Source organism: Leucobacter sp. gxy201, assembly GCF_051043335.1.
Classification (GTDB): domain Bacteria; phylum Actinomycetota; class Actinomycetes; order Actinomycetales; family Microbacteriaceae; genus Leucobacter.
In genome coordinates this window covers 115,499-130,871 of record NZ_JAMXWS010000005.1, presented here as the reverse complement: position 1 = coordinate 130,871, position 15,373 = coordinate 115,499, and the positions used below count along the sequence as shown (strand labels likewise).

Annotated in this window: 14 protein-coding genes and 1 other RNA gene; 11 read left to right on the top strand and 4 right to left on the bottom strand. The window is 68.8% G+C overall.

Annotated features, from left to right (window positions below; all coding sequences use genetic code 11):
- Window positions 1–58: 58 nt before the first annotated feature.
- The 8 genes from NHL51_RS09875 to NHL51_RS09840 all read left to right on the top strand — a co-directional run bounded on the left by NHL51_RS09875 (window position 59) and on the right by NHL51_RS09840 (window position 6,705).
- Entirely contained in the window at window positions 59–745 is a 687-nt protein-coding gene (locus NHL51_RS09875) for a DUF4191 domain-containing protein (protein WP_434143373.1), read from the top strand.
- A 5-nt stretch (window positions 746–750) separates the two neighbouring features.
- On the top strand, window positions 751–1,182 hold the full coding sequence (locus tag NHL51_RS09870; RefSeq protein ID WP_434143371.1) for an RDD family protein: 432 nt from the start codon (window positions 751–753) through the stop codon (window positions 1,180–1,182).
- Window positions 1,183–1,301: 119 nt separating this feature from the next.
- Window positions 1,302–2,726: a type I glutamate--ammonia ligase gene (gene glnA, locus NHL51_RS09865; protein ID WP_434143369.1), complete on the top strand. Its 1,425-nt coding sequence runs from the start codon at window positions 1,302–1,304 to the stop codon at window positions 2,724–2,726.
- Window positions 2,727–3,117: 391 nt separating this feature from the next.
- Window positions 3,118–3,723 (top strand): helix-turn-helix domain-containing protein, encoded by a 606-nt coding sequence (locus NHL51_RS09860; protein WP_434143367.1) that lies wholly within the window; start codon window positions 3,118–3,120, stop codon window positions 3,721–3,723.
- Entirely contained in the window at window positions 3,716–4,441 is a 726-nt protein-coding gene (locus NHL51_RS09855; RefSeq protein ID WP_434143365.1) for a B3/B4 domain-containing protein, read from the top strand. The genes NHL51_RS09860 and NHL51_RS09855 overlap by 8 nt, the downstream gene beginning before the upstream one ends.
- A complete protein-coding gene (locus tag NHL51_RS09850; RefSeq protein ID WP_434143364.1) occupies window positions 4,438–4,608 on the top strand; it encodes a hypothetical protein in 171 nt (56 codons plus the stop codon). Before NHL51_RS09855 ends, NHL51_RS09850 begins: the two co-directional genes overlap by 4 nt.
- A gap of 190 nt (window positions 4,609–4,798) precedes the next feature.
- Window positions 4,799–5,752 (top strand): MerR family transcriptional regulator, encoded by a 954-nt coding sequence (locus NHL51_RS09845; RefSeq protein ID WP_434143362.1) that lies wholly within the window; start codon window positions 4,799–4,801, stop codon window positions 5,750–5,752.
- Window positions 5,749–6,705, top strand: coding sequence for a dihydrodipicolinate synthase family protein (locus NHL51_RS09840; protein WP_434143360.1), 957 nt, complete (start codon window positions 5,749–5,751; stop codon window positions 6,703–6,705). The genes NHL51_RS09845 and NHL51_RS09840 overlap by 4 nt, the downstream gene beginning before the upstream one ends.
- Before the next feature lie 322 nt (window positions 6,706–7,027).
- Here NHL51_RS09840 and NHL51_RS09835 read toward each other — a convergent pair whose 3' ends face one another.
- From NHL51_RS09835 to NHL51_RS09825, 3 genes are all read right to left on the bottom strand, one after another.
- A complete protein-coding gene (locus NHL51_RS09835; protein ID WP_434143620.1) occupies window positions 7,028–10,063 on the bottom strand; it encodes a bifunctional [glutamine synthetase] adenylyltransferase/[glutamine synthetase]-adenylyl-L-tyrosine phosphorylase in 3,036 nt (1,011 codons plus the stop codon).
- An 11-nt stretch (window positions 10,064–10,074) separates the two neighbouring features.
- Complete coding sequence (locus tag NHL51_RS09830; protein ID WP_434143359.1) at window positions 10,075–11,412, bottom strand: glutamine synthetase family protein; 1,338 nt, start codon at window positions 11,410–11,412, stop codon at window positions 10,075–10,077.
- 89 nt (window positions 11,413–11,501) lie between these two features.
- A complete protein-coding gene (locus NHL51_RS09825; protein ID WP_434143357.1) occupies window positions 11,502–11,702 on the bottom strand; it encodes a methionine aminopeptidase in 201 nt (66 codons plus the stop codon).
- A 38-nt stretch (window positions 11,703–11,740) separates the two neighbouring features.
- On the opposite strand from NHL51_RS09825, the gene map reads away from it, so the two are divergent.
- The 3 genes from map to rnpB all read left to right on the top strand — a co-directional run bounded on the left by map (window position 11,741) and on the right by rnpB (window position 14,596).
- Complete coding sequence (map, locus tag NHL51_RS09820; protein ID WP_434143355.1) at window positions 11,741–12,610, top strand: type I methionyl aminopeptidase; 870 nt, start codon at window positions 11,741–11,743, stop codon at window positions 12,608–12,610.
- 245 nt (window positions 12,611–12,855) lie between these two features.
- Window positions 12,856–14,202 (top strand): magnesium transporter, encoded by a 1,347-nt coding sequence (gene mgtE, locus NHL51_RS09815; RefSeq protein ID WP_434143353.1) that lies wholly within the window; start codon window positions 12,856–12,858, stop codon window positions 14,200–14,202.
- 13 nt (window positions 14,203–14,215) lie between these two features.
- Window positions 14,216–14,596: RNase P RNA component class A (gene rnpB, locus NHL51_RS09810), an RNA gene on the top strand.
- A gap of 33 nt (window positions 14,597–14,629) precedes the next feature.
- On the opposite strand, the gene NHL51_RS09805 is transcribed toward rnpB, so the two are convergent.
- A complete protein-coding gene (locus tag NHL51_RS09805; protein ID WP_434143351.1) occupies window positions 14,630–15,367 on the bottom strand; it encodes a zinc ribbon domain-containing protein in 738 nt (245 codons plus the stop codon).
- Window positions 15,368–15,373: the final 6 nt, after the last annotated feature.

Below are 15,373 nucleotides of genomic sequence, written 5' to 3'. Positions count from 1 at the left end.
CTCGCGGAGGCTGTGGAGGAGGAAGAAGCACCCCTCCGGACGCGATACCCTAGAAGGTATGGCAGAAAAAGCGAAGCGCACCGGTCGCATCCGGCAGATGATCGATGTCTACAAGACGACGAAGGTCCACGACCGCAATCTGACCGCGATCCTCATCCTGTGCTTCATCGTGCCCGTGCTCGTCTTCGTCGGCCTCGCCGCGATCTTCTCGACCGCATGGTTCGGGTGGATCGTGTGGCCGCTCACCGGCGTGCTCGTGGGCATCCTGGTCGTCATGATCGTGCTCGGCCGTCGCGCGGAGCGCACGGCGTACCGTCAGATCGAAGGCCGCCCGGGTGCGGTCGGCGCCGTGGTGCAGGGCGCTCTGCGCCGGTCGTGGCGCGGCTCCGAGGTTCCGGTCGCGGTCACGCGCAATCAGGACGCGGTGTACCGCGTGGTCGGTCGCGGCGGCGTCGTGCTCATCTCGGAGGGCTCGCTGCAGCGCACCCGCCGCCTCGCCTCCGATGAAGAGCGCAAGGTGAAGCGCGCACTGCGCAACGTGCCCGTCGTACACCTGTACGTCGGGCCCGACGAGGGCGGCGTGCCTCTCGAGAAGCTCTCGCGCACGCTCGTCAAGCTGAAGGCCGTGCTGAGGCGCCCCGAGGTCGACGCGGTCTACAACCGCCTGTCGTCGCTGCAGGGCACCCCGATCGGCATCCCGAAGGGCATCGACCCGAATCGGGCCCGTTCACAGCGCCCGCGCTGATCCGCATGCCCGCACCGAAGTCCCCGCAACCTTTCGGCGACCTCGCCCCGAGCGAGTGGCCGGGCGAGCGCCTGGGGCTGCCCGAAAGCGGCCCCGGTTCCGTCGGCCGCCCGGGGCGGCGCATCCTCGCGATCGCCATCGACTGGGCGCTCGCGGCGATCCCCGCCTATCTGCTGATCGGCGGCAACACCCCCGAGCTCTGGAACATCGCATGCTTCGCGCTGCTCCAGATCGTGTTCATCCCCACCATCGGCGGGTCGCTCGGGCATCGCCTGTGCGGCATGCGCGTCGTGCCGCTCCCGGGGGGCTGGGTCGGCCTCTGGCGCCCGGTCGTGCGCACCGTGCTGCTGTGCCTCGTGATCCCTGTCGCCGTCTGGGATTCCGACCAGCGCGGCTTCCATGACAAGATCGCGGGCACGGTGCTCATCCGTGCCTGAGGGCGCACCGCATTCTGTAACAGGCACGAAACACGAGTCGCATTTTTCTGAAATTTGACTCCCCTAAGCTGGTAACGAGCGAACGGTACGATTGCCGTACCACAGACATGAGGAGCACAATGTTCACGAGTCCGCAGGAAGTCATCGATTTCATCTCGGAGACGGACGTCAAGTTCGTCGATATCCGCTTCACCGACCTCCCGGGCGTGCAGCAGCACTTCAACATTCCCGCGTCGACCGTGGATCTCGATTTCTTCGAGGTCGGCCAGATGTTCGACGGCTCGTCGATCCGCGGCTTCGTCGGCATCGCCGACTCCGATATGCAGCTGATCCCCGATGTCACCACCTGCTACGTCGACCAGTTCCGCATCGAGCGCACGCTCATCATCGTCTGCGACATCTTCAACCCGCGCACCGGCGAGATCTTCGCGAAGGACCCGCGCCAGGTCGCGAAGAAGGCCGAGCAGTACCTGGTCTCGACAGGGATCGCCGACACCGCGTTCTTCGCTCCGGAGGCCGAGTTCTACATCCTCGATTCGGTGCGCTACGAGACCACCCCCCGCCGCACCTTCTTCGAGATCGACTCCGAGGAGGCGCATTGGAACTCGGCGCGCAAGCGCGACGGTGCGAACCTCGGCAACACCACGTCCGAGAAGGGCGGCTACTTCCCCGTCTCGCCCGTCGACAAGCAGGCCGACCTGCGCGATGACATCTCGCTGCGCCTCATCGAAGCGGGGCTCAAGCTCGAGCGCGCCCACCACGAGGTCGGAGCCCCCGGCCAGGCCGAGATCAACTACCGCTTCGACACCATGGTGCAGGCCGCCGACGACGTGCTGAAGTTCAAGTACATCGTCAAGAACACTGCCGAGATCTGGGGCAAGACCGCCACCTTCATGCCGAAGCCCGTCTTCGGCGACAACGGTTCGGGCATGCACACCCACATGTCGCTGTGGAAGAACGGCGACCCCCTGTTCTACGACGAGAACGGCTACGCGCAGCTCTCGGACACCGCCCGCTGGTTCATCGGCGGCATCCTGCACCACGCGCCGGCCCTGCTCGCCTTCACGAACCCGACCATCAACAGCTACCGCCGCCTGGTCAAGGGCTACGAGGCCCCCGTCAACCTGGCGTACTCGGCGGGCAACCGCTCCGCCGCCGTGCGCATCCCGCTCACGGGTTCGAACCCGAAGGCGAAGCGCATCGAGTTCCGCGCCCCCGACGCCTCGGGCAACCCGTACCTCGCGTTCGCCGCGCAGCTGCTCGCCGGGATCGACGGCATCCGTGGCCGCATCGAACCGATGGAGCCGATCGACAAGGATCTGTACGAGCTGCCCCCCGAGGAGGCGAAGAACATCCCCCAGGTGCCCGCCTCGCTCGAAGAGGCGCTGCAGGCGCTCGAGGCCGACCACGAGTTCCTGCTCGAGGGCGGCGTATTCAGCAGGGATCTCATCGACACATGGATCGCGCTGAAGCGCGAAACCGAGATCGCTCCGATGGCGCTGCGCCCGCACCCGTACGAGTTCGAGCTGTACTACGGGGTGTGAGAACCGGGATCTCGGGAGTGTCGCGCGGACCTGGGGTTTCCCTCTCGGTCCCAGTCGTAGCCTCGACTATCACGGATACTTGACCTGCATCTGGCTACACGGAAGTACATCAGAGTTCGTTCTCGTCACGTCCAGGGCACGTCCAGGATCCGCTCACGAAACGCCCCTCATCGCATTTCGCGGCGAGGGGCGTTTCGCTGTTCGTCCGAAGCGCTGTTCGTTGCTCACCTGCACCCTGTCGAGCGTCACATCGGCGAGAGCCGGCTCCGAGGCTTCCGGCCGAGCTCCTGCTCGATGCCAGGACGGCTGTCATCGGAGTCCTGAGCCATCGTGCTGGCGCGGTGGCGGTGCAAGATGGACACTGCCCCATAGGTGCACTATGCTGCACTGCATGGAGGCGAGTGCGGAGTCGTTGGCGCGTGCAATCGGTGCGCGGGTGAAGCTGCAGCGGAAGGATCGGGGGTGGACTCTGGATCAGCTCGCGGAGTTCGCCGGGGTGAGCCGCCGCATGCTCGTCAATGTGGAGCAAGGCGCGGTGAACCCGAGCGTGGGTACGCTGTTGCGGCTTTCGGACGCGCTCGGGGTCGGGCTGCCGGCCCTGGTGGAGCCTCCGGCATCGCGCGCGGTGAAGTTCACCGGCCACGGGGAAGGCGCTGTCCTGTGGACCGGAGATGGTGGCGGCCGAGGTGTGCTCGTCGCCGGCACCGAGCCCCCGGACGTGGTCGAGCTGTGGGATTGGATCCTCGCGCCCGGTGAGCGCCACGATAGCGGCGCACACAGCGATGGCACTCGTGAGCTGCTGCACATGCATGAGGGCTCGATCACAGTCGAGGTCGACGGCGACCGCTACGACCTCGCACCCGGTGACGCGCTGTCATTCCACGGCGATGCCACCCACGCCTACATCAACTCGACCGATGCGTCTGCCCGGTTCTCGCTGACGGTGTTCGAGCCGGGCGTGGGAGCCGCACACCGAACGGAGACCCCTGATGCCTGAGACCACAACCCCCGAACAGTTCCTGGACGCGTGCACCGTGGATGAGGCGGTGTTCGAGTTGCGCCCGGACTACCGCGCCCTGCTGCTGGTGGTCGATGGCCTCGCCCCGGCAGAGTCCGGGGAGGGCAGCGATACTGTCGACGAGCTCATCGCCCGGGCCGAGGCTCGTGCGCGCGACCTCTTGGAAGGGTCGCCCGTGGATGAGCTGCCGCATATCGCGTCGTGGCGGGAGGCGTACCGAGCGTTCGGAGCGAAGCCGCAGCGCACCCGTAACAGTCTCGAAGCCCTGACCCGCCGAGCCGAACAGGGACTGCCGCGGGTGAACGCGCTCACCGACATCTACAACTCGATTTCAGTGCTGCACCAGATCCCCCTCGGCGGTGAGGACGTCGACCGTTACGACGGACCGGCTCGCCTGATCCGCGCCACCGGTGCAGAGCCGTTCGACACGAGCGCGAACGGGGAGAACGTGATCGAGCATCCCGAGCCCGGTGAGGTCGTCTGGTGCGATGCTGCCGGGGTGACGTGCCGACGGTGGAACTGGCGGCAGGGCCGGCGCACTGGACTCACCGACACGACCCGGGCCGCGTTCTTCATCCTCGACACCCTCGCGCCCGTCACCGACGAGGAGCTCGACGCCGCGGGCGATGCGCTGGTCGTGGCTCTGACGGGTCTGGGCGAGCACGTGCGGGTCGCGAGACGGTTGGTGAGCGCGTGATTCGGCGACGCTCGACAGGGATCCCGCCGTGGTCGCTGGCGGTCGCGGCGATGCTGGCGGTGCAGTTCTCGAACGCCCTGTCAGTGCCGGTGATCAACCAGATCGGTGCTGCCGGTACCGCGTGGCTGCGCATGCGCTTCAGCCGCGTGCTCCTGACCGAGCCCTAGCACGGGAACATGGACTTCGCGGGCGTCGGGTTCGCTCTCGCCGCGGGCGCCTGCTGGGGCCGGTACAACGTGTTCATGCAGCGCGGCGGACGTCGGCGCCCTGAGCAGGAGGACGAATCGGCGGAACGAGTGCCATCGACTTGACTCCGCCCCTAAGGGCAGGGTCTATCGTTTCGGCGAGGAGGATGATATGCGCATTGGCGAGCTTATGGCCCGCACCGGGGCATCGGTGAAGGCGATCCGCTACTACGAACGACTGGGGCTCATCGCGCCGGCTCGAACCGGAAACGGCTATCGCATGTTCGATGAGCATGATGTGCGGGCGGTCACCGAGATCCGGGAACTCGCACTGGTCGGGATCTCTCCGCAGCAGGCTGCACCCTTCCTCGAGTGCTTGGGGCTCGGGCATCAGCGAGGCGATGACTGCGTGAGTTCCCTGAGCGTCTACCGCGACACGATCGCCGAACTCGACCGGATGATCGGATCGCTGTCCACTCGCCGTACGAAACTGCAGCATCTGCTCGATGAGAGCGCGGGACGCACATTCGCGAAGGAGGAGCCCGTGACCGATTTCACGACCTTGCCCGAGGGCCTGCCCGTCCCCGAGGACGACGGCGCGGCCGACCACCTGCCTGGCATGCGGATGCCGGATCTGACGCTCTCCACGAGCGACGGAAACACGGCGTCACTGACCGGGCTCGGGACAGGACGCACCGTCATCTATCTGTATCCCCTCACAGGAAGACCGGGTGTCGATCTTCCCGACGGATGGGACGCTATCCCCGGGGCACGAGGCTGCTCAACGGAAGCCTGCGACTTCAGCAACCACTTCGACCAGCTCCGCCAGGCCGGGGCGGAGCGCGTGTACGGCATGTCGAGCCAGGACTCCGCCTATCAGGATGAGGTGGTCCAGCGCCTCCGGCTGCCGTTCACGATGATCTCGGATCCCGCTCTCACCCTTGCCGACGCTTTGCGCCTGCCGACATTCTCTGCACCCGGTCATGACCGGCTCTACTCGCGCCTCACCCTCATCGTGCGCGACAGCATGATCGAGCATGTCTTCTATCCGATCTTTCCACCCAACATGCACGCCCAGCAGGTGCTCGACTGGTTCGAGAGCCACCCCGAACAGGAGCAGTCATGAGCAGCAGCATCCTCACCGGCCTCTCTGCGTTCCCCCTCACCCCGCTCCAGGACGACCACGTCGACGAGGACGCTTTCGCAGGCCTGATCGAACGACTCGCCTCGGCAGGGGTGGACTCGATCACTGCGCTCGGGTCGACCGGCTCTTACGCCTACCTCGCCCCGGCTGAACGAGCCCGCGTCGCGAAGCTCGCAGTAGAGCACGCCGGGTCAACGCCGGTGTTCGTGGGCGTCGGAGGCCTGCGCACCTCGCACGTCCTCGCCCATGTCGAGGCCGCGGAGTATGCGGAGGCGGCGGGGGTGCTGTTGGCCCCGATGACCTATCAGGCACTCACCGTCGATGACGTGTTCGAGCTGTACCGCACCGTCACCGAGCACACGGAGCTGCCGGTGATCGTCTACGACAACCCGGGCACCACCCACTTCGCCTTCACCACCGAGCTGTACGCCCGCATCGCGGAGTTGCCGGGGATCGCGTCGATCAAGATCCCAGGCGTCCCCACGAACCCCGCGGAGGCCGCCAAGCACGTGGCAGGGATTCGCGCGGCGGTGCCCGAGCACGTCACCATCGGAGTTTCCGGTGACGCGTTCGCCGCGACCGGCTTAAACGCGGGCTGCGACGCCTGGTACTCCGTCATCGGCGGCACTCTCCCCGAGCCCGCTCTCGCGATCACTCGTGCTGCGCAAGAAGGCCGAGCCACGGACGCGGTGGCGGAGTCGGAGCGGCTCGCGCCCTTGTGGGCGTTGTTCGCCGAGTTCGGAGGGAGCCTGCGCGTGACCGCCGCGATCGCCGAATACCTCGGCCTGGCACCGCATCAGTGCCTGCCGCTGCCGCTGCAGGGCCTCACCGCGTCACAACGAGACGAAGTAGCCCGGGTGATCAACTTGCTGGGGAGTTCGGGCCGGCTCGTGAATCCTGACAACCATGTGAAGTTCGTTCGGAGGACGACTTGACTGCTGCGACACACCTGCGCATCGACGCTGATCGGTGGTGGTGAACCCTTCGGCGCGCTCGAGTACGAGAACGCCCCCGGCGGTCCGTATCGGATCTCCGGGGGCGTTCTCGCTTTCTGAACGACTTCATCGTCGCTCGATCAGGAATCTAGGAGTCGAGCTCGTCTTCAAGCTCGGTCCCGTCTTCGGCGAGTAGGGCCTCGAGGAATGACTGTAAGTACTGCATAACGATCAGGTTACGCTTCCATAACGAAATGGACAAGGGTTCTTTCGTAGCGTGTCGGTGAACGGCTCGTGACGGGCCGGTCGACGTGCGGTCCGCCTAGAAGAAGCGGTAGTGCTCCTCTTCCTCATAGCCGAAGAACTCGCGTTCGAACACGGCCCGCGCGCGCCGAGCGACGGCGAACCACCGTTCCTCGAGCTCGGACACGAGCTCGCCGGGGAGGTCGAGCACTCCGGCGATGCCGGCGAGATCGGCCCAGTTCGTCGGCAGCACGTCGGACGCCTTGCCCGACCACAGTTTCGCCGCGGAGCGCACCTCGCTCGCGAAGCGCCAGGAGTCTTCGAGGTGCTCGGCCTCGGTTGCGGTGAGGTAGCCGAGACGACGTGCGGCCGCGAGCGTCTCGAGGGACGAGACCGTGCGCAGTTCGGGATGCTCGGCGGCGTGGCGCAGCTGGATGAGCTGCAGCAGCCATTCGACATCGCTGATGCCGCCCGGCCCGAGCTTCAGATGCCGCTTCGGGTCGGCCCCCTGCGGCAGGCGCTCGTTCTCGACCCGCGCCTTGATGCGCCTGACCTCGCGCACCGATGCCTCGGGAAACTCGCGCGGGTACCGCGTCGCGTCGGCGAGGGCTTCGAAGTCGCGGCCGAGCTCGGCGTCGCCGGCGACGTGACGGGCGCGCAGCAGCGCCTGCGCCTCCCAGGTGACCGACCAGCGCTCGTAGTAGGTGCGATAGGCGTCGAGGCTGCGCACGATCGGCCCGTTCTTGCCCTCGGGCCGCAGATCGAAGTCGAGGTCGACGGGGAACCGCGGATCGGATACGAGTCGTCGCAGCTCCGAGATGAGCCGCGTCGCGGCGCGAGCCGATGCCTCTCCCCCGCCGTCGACGGGCCGGTAGACGGCGAGGATATCGATGTCCGAGGCGAATCCGAGCTCCCCGCCCCCGTAGCGCCCCATGCCGATGATCGCGACCTGCGGTACGTCGCCCCCCTGTGCGGAGTGCTCCTGGCGCAGCGACCGCACCAGGGCGTCGAGCAGCGCCGTGTGGGCGGCGTCGAGGCCGATCGACACCTCGCTCTCGCCGATGACGCCGACCGCGCGCCCCATCGCGAGGCGCAGGATCTCGCGGCGATGCACCGAGCGCAGCGCACGCGCCGCCTCTTCCGCCGTCGGACGCCGCGATGCGAGCGATCGCATCTCCTCGCGCAGCGTCGCGAGCGGCACCGGCTGCAGCAGCGCATCCTTCTCGAGCCATCCGACGGCCTCGGGGTTCGATTCCAGGAGCTCGGCCGCGAACTTCGACGTCGAGAGGAGCCGGGTGAGGCGCTCGGCGGCCTCGGCGCCGTCGCGCAGCAGCCTGAGGTACCAGGGGGTCTCGCTGTTCGCCTCGCTCACGCGGCGGAACGCGAGCAGACCGTAGTCGGGGTCCGTGCCGTCCGAGAGCCACTGCAGCAGCACCGGCATGAGGTTGCGCTGGATGCGGGCGCGCCGCGAGGTGCCGCGGGTGAGCGCCGCGATGTGCCGCATCGCGCCGTCCGGATCCCTGAAGCCGATGCTCACGAGCCGCGCACGCGCCTCGTCGCCTCCGAGCACGAGCTCCTCCTCGGGCAGTGCGGCGACGGCGCTCAAGAGCGGGGCGTAGAAGATCTTCAGGTGCAGCGCGCGCACCTCGCGCTTCACGGTCTCCCACCGGGCGACGAGCTCGCGCCCACCCGGGGCGAACCCGCTCGCCCGAGCGAGGACGCGCAACTCGTCGGGGTCCCTCGGCATCAGCGCCGTGCGCCGCAACTGGCGCAGCTGCAGGCGATGCTCGAGCACGCGGAGGAAGCGGTAGTCCTCAGCGAGCCGCTCGCCGTCGCTGCGCGCGACGAAGCCGCCCTCGACGAGCACGCGCAGCGCGGGCAGCGTGCCGCGCAGGTGCAGCCGGTCGTCGTACTGCCCGTGCACGAGCTGCAACAGCTGCACGCTGAACTCGATGTCGCGCAGGCCGCCGGGCCCGAGCTTCAGCTGGATATCGATCTCGTCGTCGTCGATATGCTCGGTGACCCGCCCCCGCATGCGCTGCACCGAGCCGACGAAGTCCTCACGCGACGACGACGCCCAGACTCCGGAGCGCGTGCGCGAGACGAACTCCTCGCCGAGCCCGATATCGCCAGCGACGGCGCGGGCTTTGAGCAGCGCCTGGAACTCCCAGGCCTTCGCCCATCGGTCGTAGTAGCTCAGCATCGACCCCAGGGTGCGCACGAGCGCGCCGTGGCGCCCCTCGGGGCGGAGGTTCGCATCGAGCTGCCACAGCGGCGGCTCCGAGGCCGGGTCGTGGATGCCGCGCATCGTCTCGCTGGCGAGCCGCGTCGCGACCCTGATCAGCGCGTCACCCGCGAGCACGTCGTCGTCGGCCGATTCCGCGACGAAGACGACATCGACGTCGGAGACGACGTTCAGCTCTTCGGCGCCGCACTTGCCCATCGCGACGATCGCGAGCCGGGTCGCTTCGAGGCGCTCGGGTGCGACGGCCGGGCCCGAGAGCCCGGCCGCGAGCGATGCCCGCGCGACCTGCAGCGACGCCTCGATCGCCGCCGTCGCGAGGTCGGAGAGCGACGCGGCGACGCGTTCGAAGAGGTCGAGGGCGCCGTCGTGCGCGCCGTGCTCGAGCTCGTACAGCTCGAGCCCTGCCAGCAGCTCGCGATAGCGCACGCGCAGCGCGTTCCACCCCGCATCGCCCGCGAGGGCGCCGGCTGCAGTGCCCGCCCCGACGGCGCGCAGCAGTTCGCGCGACGCGGTCTCGCGGTCGACGATGCAGCCGCCGCTGTCGAGCAGTGCGACGAGGCCGGCGGGCTGCCGGCAGAAGAAGTCGCCGAGTGCCGGCGACGCGCCGAAGAGCAGGGCCAGGCGGCGCCAGCGCACCGCGTCGAATGCGCCGAGCGCGTCGGGGTGCTGATCGTGCAGCAGGCGCACCCGGGCGAGCGCGGCATCGGGGTCGGCGGCCGCCGAGAATGCGTCGAGCAGGTCGCCGGTCGCTGCGGAGTGCGCCTCGGCGATCGGTTCGAGCTGCGCCCGCGCATCGGTGAGCTCCTGGAAGCCGGCGCGCGCGATGTCGGCGAGCCTCGGCCCGCCGGCTCCGCGCCCCGCCGATGCCATCGTGCCGCGGCTCACACGGTGTCGAGCATCGATGCGAGCTCGTACGGCGTGACCTGGCTGCGGTAGCGGGCGACCTCGCGGCGCTTGTCGCGCAGGAAGTAGGCGAAGACCTGTTCGCCGAGCGTCTCGGCGACGAGCTCGGAGCGCTCCATGAGGGCGAGGGCGTGGTCGAGACTCGTGGGCAGCGGGTCGAAGCCCATGGCGCGCCGTTCGCCGTCGCTGAGCGCCCACACGTTGTTCTCGGCCTCGGGCGGCAGCTCGTACTCCTCTTCGATGCCTCTGAGGCCCGCCGCGAGCAGCACCGCGAATGCGAGGTAGGGGTTCGATGCCCCGTCGAGCGCGCGGTATTCGACCCGCGCCGCGGCGCCCTTGTTGGGCTTGTACATCGGGATGCGCACGAGCGCCGAGCTGTTGTTGTGGCCCCAGCTCACGAACGACGGCGCCTCGTCGCCGCCCCAGAGGCGCTTGTACGAGTTGATGTACTGGTTGGTGACGGCCGTGATCTCGGGCGCGTGGCGCAGCAGGCCCGCGACGAATCGGCGGCCGGTCAGCGACAGCTGATGCACGGCGGCGGGGTCGTAGAAGGCGTTCGTGTCGCCTTCGAAGAGAGAGAGGTGCGTGTGCATGCCCGAGCCGGGGTGCTCGGCGAGCGGTTTCGGCATGAAGGTCGCGTGCACGCCCTGGGCGATAGCGACCTCCTTCACCACCGTGCGGAAGGTCATGATGTTGTCGGCCATCGTGAGCGCATCGGCGTAGCGCAGGTCGATCTCATTCTGCCCCGGGCCGGCCTCGTGATGGCTGAACTCCACCGAGATGCCGAGGTCCTCCAGCATGTTGACGCTCTCGCGCCTGAAGTCGTGGGCGGTGCCTCCGGGCACGTTGTCGAAGTAGCCGGCGCTGTCGACAGGGATCGGCCCTTCGGGCCCCACCTGCTTCGACTTCAGCAGGTAGAACTCGATCTCGGGGTGCGTGTAGAAGGCGAATCCGCGCTCGGCCGCGCGCTCGAGCGTGCGCTTGAGCACGTTGCGGGGGTCGGAGACCGCGGGCTCCCCGTTCGGGGTCCGGATCTCGCAGAACATGCGCGCGCTCGGCTGGTCCTGATTGCGCCAGGGCAGCAGCTGGAAGGTCGAGGGATCGGGCACCGCGAGCAGGTCGGACTCGTAGGCGCGGGTGAGCCCCTCGATGGCGGAGCCGTCGAAGCCGATCCCTTCGCTGAACGCGCCCTCGACCTCGGCCGGCGCGATGGCGACCGATTTCAGGGTGCCCGAGACGTCCGTGAACCAGAGGCGCACGAACTTCACGCCGCGCTCCTCGATCGTGCGGAGTACGAAATCGCGCTGTTTGCTCACACCAGCTCCCTTCAGCCCGGCCGTGCCACTACGTTCAGACTAGCGCGCACCGGTGCTCGGCCGGGCGCCTCCCCGCGCACGGCGGCGGGTCAGTCGTCGGCGTCCTCCTCGGCCCACTGCCTCGCGCGCTCCGCGACGATCTCATCGGCCCGCTCGGCCTCCTCCCGCGTCGCGAACGGACCGAGCCGGTCGAGCGAGAGCGACTGCGGCCCCTCCTCGACCTCGCCGGTGCGGCTGTTGTACCAGTAGGTCTCCCGGGGATCGTCGATCCCCCAGTCCTTCTTGCCCATCGTGCCTCCCTGCAGCGTTCACTTCATAGACTAGGGGCATGCCTTTCGATTCTCACGGCCATCTCGTCCCGGGCTCCCTCCCCGCAAAGCGCACGGTACCGACGGCGATCGCGCGGCCGCCCTACGTCGGTCTCGCGATGCCGCCGAAGTACGAGGGCGACGACACCTACACGGCCGAGGAGATCGCGCACATCCGCGCCGCCGGGCGCATCGCCTCGCGCGCGCTCGACGCCGTGGGCGAGGCGGTGCGCCCGGGCGTCACGACCGCGGAGCTCGACCGCATCGCCCACGAGTACGTGGTGGCGCAGGGGGCCTACCCGTCGACGCTCGACTACCGCGGCTACCGTGCCTCGTCGTGCACCTCGGTGAACGAGGTGATCTGCCACGGCGTGCCCGACGGCACCGTGCTGCGCGAAGGCGACATCGTCAATGTCGATGTCACGGCCTACCTCGACGGCTTCCACGGCGACACCAACCGCACCTTCCGCGTCGGCGAGGTGCGCGAGGAGGTCGACCTGCTCATCGAGCGCACGCACGAGGCGATGATGCGCGGCATCAAGGCCGCCCGACCGGGTCGGCAGGTGAACGTCATCGGCCGCGTGATCGAGACCTATGCGAAGCGCTTCGGCTACGGCGTGGTGCGCGATTTCACCGGCCACGGGGTGGGGTCGTCGTTCCATTCGGGGCTCATCATCCCCCACTACGACTCGGCGCCCGTCTACGACACCGTCATCAGGCCGAACATGGTCTTCACCGTCGAGCCGATGCTCACGCTCGGCACCCACGAATGGGATCAGTGGGAGGACGGCTGGACCATCACGACCCGGGACAAGAGCATCACGGCGCAGTTCGAGCACACGATCGTCGTACGCGAGGACGGTTTCGAACTGCTCACCGTTTCCGAGTAGGGTGGGGGTGGCGAATTCCGCCCCGAGGCCTTGAGGAGGTGCATGATGAGCGATCCGCTCAGTCGATCTCACCGCACCTTCTGGGCCGGGTAGCGCGCCGCCGCACCCCAGGAGCAGGTGTCTGCAGAGGCGCGACACGACCGTTCCGCTGCGCTTTCGCTCGCCTCGCGGATGAGGCCGCCTCCCGCTGTTCGCGGAGACGCCGGCCCGCCGCATCGAGCGCGCCCGCCCCGAAGGATTCCGCCATGCTCGACCCCCAGATCCTGGTTACCGTTCGCGACCTGCTGCAGGAGCGCGACCTCACCGGCATCGCCGCGACCCTGCACGACCTCGACGCCCCGCAGATCGTCGAGGTCGTCGAGGCGCTGCCGACGCCCGAGGCCGCATTCGTCTTCCGCCTGCTCGACAAGAACACCGCCGCACCCGTCTTCGACAGCCTCGCCGGAGGCACGCAGGCGGACCTCGTCGACGAGCTCGGCCACGGCGCCGTCACCGAGGTCTTCGAGGGCCTCGACCCCGATGAGCAGGCGCGCCTGCTCGACGAACTGCCCGCCCGCGTCGCCAAGCGGCTCATCTCGTCCATCGACCCGACCAGCCGCGTCCGCGTGCTCGCCCTGCTCGGCTACCCGGTCGATTCCGTCGGAAGGCACATGTCCCCCACCGTCGTGCGCGGCTACGAGCACGATTCGGTGTCCGAGCTCACAGCGCGCATCGCCCGTGAGACGGGGGGCATCGCCGATCTGGCGGCGATCCCGGTGCTCACCGACGACCGCATCCTCGTCGGCACCGCCGACCCCGCCGAGCTGTGGCGGGCGGACCCCGCGGCTCCGGTCGCCGACATCCTGAACCACGACCCGATCATCGCCTCGACCGCCGAGAACGTCGAGCAGGCCGCGCGCCGCGTGCTCGACACCGGCGTGCTGCTCGCACCGGTGGTCGACAGCGAGCAGCGGCTCGTCGGGGTGCTGCCGATCGCCGATGCCGCGCGGATCGACAAGGAGGCGGTCGCCGAGGACCACGCCCGAGCGGGCGCCAGCGAACCGCTCAGGCGCCCGTACCTGCTCACCCCCGTGCGCCGCATCGCGCGCTCGCGCATCGTCTGGCTGCTCGTGCTCGCGGTGTCGGCGGTGCTGACGGTGAACGTGCTCGAACTGTACGAAGCGACCCTCGAGCAGCAGGTCGCGCTCGCGCTGTTCATCCCGCTGCTCACCGGCATCGGCGGCAACACCGGCTCGCAGGCCGCGACGACCGTGACCCGCGCGCTCGCGGTCGGCGACGTCGAACTGCGCGATGTGCTGCGCGTCGCATTCAAGGAGGTGCGCACGGGTCTGCTGCTCGGCGCGCTGCTCGCCGCGATCGCCTTCGCCGTCGCCGCGCTCGTCTACGGGGTGCCGATCGGAACGGTCATCGCCCTCACGCTGCTGATCAACTGCCCGATCGCTGCGACCGTCGGCGGCGTCATCCCGATGGTCGCGCGGGCCTGCCGCGTCGACCCGGCGGTGTTCTCGACGCCGTTCATCTCGACCTTCTGCGATGCGAGCGGGCTCATGATCTACTTCACGGTCGCGATCTCGGTGCTCGGTCTCGGGTAGACTGGGCTGCGGAATGGGCCGACGGACGGTCGCGTTGCGGGTCGCTTCGGCGGCGCCGCACCGAGGAACGTCCGGGCTGCACAGAGGAGGACGGTGGGTAACGCCCACCCGGGGCAACCCGCGAGAAAGTGCAACAGAGAGCAGACCGCCCGGCGCAGTTCGCTGCGTCGGGTAAGGGTGAAAGGGTGGTGTAAGAGACCACCGGCGCTCGTGGTGACACGGGCGGCCAGGTAAACCTCGTTCGCAGCAAGGCCAGACAGCAGGCGTCGACGCTCCTCGCCGAGTCTGCGGGTAGGCTGCTAGAACTCGTCGGCAACGGCGAGTCGAGAGAGATGACCGTCACCGGCCGGGAGACCGGTCGGTACAGAACCCGGCGTACAGTCGGCCCATTCCGCCGCCCGTCGATCGGGTCGGCGCGACGTCGCGGCTATGCCGCTTCGTCTGCCGCGACTCTGACGAGGATCGCGCCCGTTCCGGGGCAGAAGACGAGCTCGTCGGGCGCCGCCGAGAGGATGTTGCTCAGCTCGGCCGGGGTCAGCGACATATTGCTGGCCTCGGACACGTTGCCGCGCAGACGCGCGGCTCCGATGCCGATGCGGCCGCGCAGCTCTTCGTAGACCTCGATGAGGTCGCGCTGCACCTCGGCGGCCAGGCCCGCGCGCTCCTCGCTCTGCGAGGCGATATCGCGATCGATGGCGCGCTCGGCCTCATCGATCTTCGCCTGGATCGCCGCTCGGCGCTCATCCACGCCGGCGAGGTCGGCCGCCGCCGCGTCGAACGCAGTCTGCGCCGCCTCCTGCAGTTCCATGACCCCGAGCTGGCGGTCCTCGAGCTCGCCCATGCGGCGCGCGAGCGCGTCGAGCTCGCCCTGCAGCGCCTGGGCCTCTTTGCTCGAGGTGCTCTGCGCGATCAGCTGCTCATCGCGCTCGCGGCGCTGGCGCACGAGCTGCACGTCCGCCTCGATGCGATCGATCTCGGCCGACTGCGTGTCGAGTTCGCGCTGCGCCGCCATGTAGCTCTCGCGGGTCGCGGATACCTCGCCGGCGAGGCCGGCGAGCTCCGCGCGCTCGGGCAGCGACTGCCGGCGGCGGGCGAGGCGCGCGAGCGCGGTGTCGAGCTCTTGCAGGTCGAGGAGCAGTTGCTGCTGGCGGGGGCTGGCCTTCATAGGTCT

Bases quoted from the DNA above. Each gene is read 5' to 3' on its own strand.
- NHL51_RS09845 (WP_434143362.1), top strand. From the start codon at position 4,799: ATGCGCATTGGCGAGCTTATGGCCCGCACCGGGGCATCGGTGAAGGCG.
- NHL51_RS09805 (WP_434143351.1), bottom strand. From the start codon at position 15,367: ATGAAGGCCAGCCCCCGCCAGCAGCAACTGCTCCTCGACCTGCAAGAG.
- NHL51_RS09840 (WP_434143360.1), top strand. From the start codon at position 5,749: ATGAGCAGCAGCATCCTCACCGGCCTCTCTGCGTTCCCCCTCACCCCG.
- NHL51_RS09855 (WP_434143365.1), top strand. From the start codon at position 3,716: ATGCCTGAGACCACAACCCCCGAACAGTTCCTGGACGCGTGCACCGTG.
- NHL51_RS09875 (WP_434143373.1), top strand. From the start codon at position 59: ATGGCAGAAAAAGCGAAGCGCACCGGTCGCATCCGGCAGATGATCGAT.
- NHL51_RS09860 (WP_434143367.1), top strand. From the start codon at position 3,118: ATGGAGGCGAGTGCGGAGTCGTTGGCGCGTGCAATCGGTGCGCGGGTG.
- glnA (WP_434143369.1), top strand. From the start codon at position 1,302: ATGTTCACGAGTCCGCAGGAAGTCATCGATTTCATCTCGGAGACGGAC.
- mgtE (WP_434143353.1), top strand. From the start codon at position 12,856: ATGCTCGACCCCCAGATCCTGGTTACCGTTCGCGACCTGCTGCAGGAG.
- NHL51_RS09835 (WP_434143620.1), bottom strand. From the start codon at position 10,063: ATGGCATCGGCGGGGCGCGGAGCCGGCGGGCCGAGGCTCGCCGACATC.
- map (WP_434143355.1), top strand. From the start codon at position 11,741: ATGCCTTTCGATTCTCACGGCCATCTCGTCCCGGGCTCCCTCCCCGCA.
- NHL51_RS09870 (WP_434143371.1), top strand. From the start codon at position 751: ATGCCCGCACCGAAGTCCCCGCAACCTTTCGGCGACCTCGCCCCGAGC.
- NHL51_RS09825 (WP_434143357.1), bottom strand. From the start codon at position 11,702: ATGGGCAAGAAGGACTGGGGGATCGACGATCCCCGGGAGACCTACTGG.